This is a genomic window from Microcoleus sp. Pol12B5 (genome assembly GCF_036701335.1).
GTDB lineage: Bacteria > Cyanobacteriota > Cyanobacteriia > Cyanobacteriales > Microcoleaceae > Microcoleus.
On the sequence record NZ_JAUBQQ010000166.1, the window covers coordinates 1 to 1,288 of the forward strand.

A 1,288-nucleotide genomic window follows, 5' to 3' on the forward strand; every position below is an offset into this window, starting at 1 on the left:
TACTGTCAAATTTACCAAAACATATTTCCAGAAGTTAGGAGCTTTGAAGCTTTTAAGTACTTACATATCGGTATGATATCGGACATAAAACGCAAAACACTACCATCAATAGCGAAAGTTATAGGGCTAGATAATCATCAAGCATTACACCATTTTTTAACAAAATCACCTTGGGATGTAAAAGAATTAAGTCAGCAACGATTAGAATTAATATTATATGTACTTCAAGGGCGCCCAATAATACTAATAATTGATGATACAGGAGATAAAAAAAAGGGGGATGCGACTGATTATGTAAAACGGCAGTACATTGGAAATTTAGGTAAAACAGATAATGGTATAGTTGCAGTTACAGCGTATGGTGTTTTATCTGGTCTGACTTTTCCTCTATCTCTATTATTTGAAGTTTATAAACCGAGAGAAAGACTGCAACCAGGAGATGAATATCTAACTAAACCTGAAATCGCCGCAAAAATGATCAAACAATTGGGTGCGATGGGATTTAAATTTAATCTTGTCCTAGCAGATAGTTTATACGGAGAGAGTAGTAAAAATTTTATTCAAATACTAGAAGAATTGAATCTAAATTTTATTGTGGCAATTCGCTCTAACCACAAAGCATGGGGAGTTACAGACGCGAAAGTCAAATATTCAAAGTGGCAAAAATTCAAACGTGTCTTCTCAGATTTAAGCTCGGAAGACAGATATATAAGAGAGATTATTTGTGGTGATAATCCGGAAATTAAATATTGGCAAATCACAACTGATAAAGAGGAGCTGCCCAAAAACACTACTTGGTATGTAATGAGTAAATTTCCCAACATTACACCCAGAGAAGTAGGTAATTTTTATGGTTTAAGAACTTGGGTAGAATATGGTTTGAAGCAAAGTAAAAACGAATTAGGATGGGCAGATTTTCGATTAACTAATTATTCACAAATAGAAAAATGGTGGGAAATTATTTTTAGCGCTTATTTGATGGTTAGTCTCCACTCTGAACAACTGCTAAAATTACCACCACAATCTGAATCTAATTTTTCATCACATCCAGGATGGGATCGAGGAAATGGGTGGAAGAATATTCTTAACAACCTCCGTTTAATACTTCAACCATTTGTACTATTTAACTTTATTAAACCTTGGCTACAAGTTTTTACTGTTCCTAAGTTATCCGAGGGCTTTTTTAAACTTCAAATGCTTGTCAATAATTTAACTCGTTCAATTTTTCAAAACCTCAATATCCCTTATTTGCACTTTTCTTCTGCCTAGAGTGACAAAAGAGGGTTAA

At 33.8% G+C, this 1,288-nt stretch carries 1 protein-coding gene; it reads left to right on the forward strand.

What is annotated here, in order from left to right:
* Positions 1-1,269 (forward strand): IS701 family transposase (locus QUA24_RS27225; protein ID WP_445242658.1); only part of this gene is annotated, 1,269 nt, incomplete at its 5' end.
* Positions 1,270-1,288: the final 19 nt, after the last annotated feature.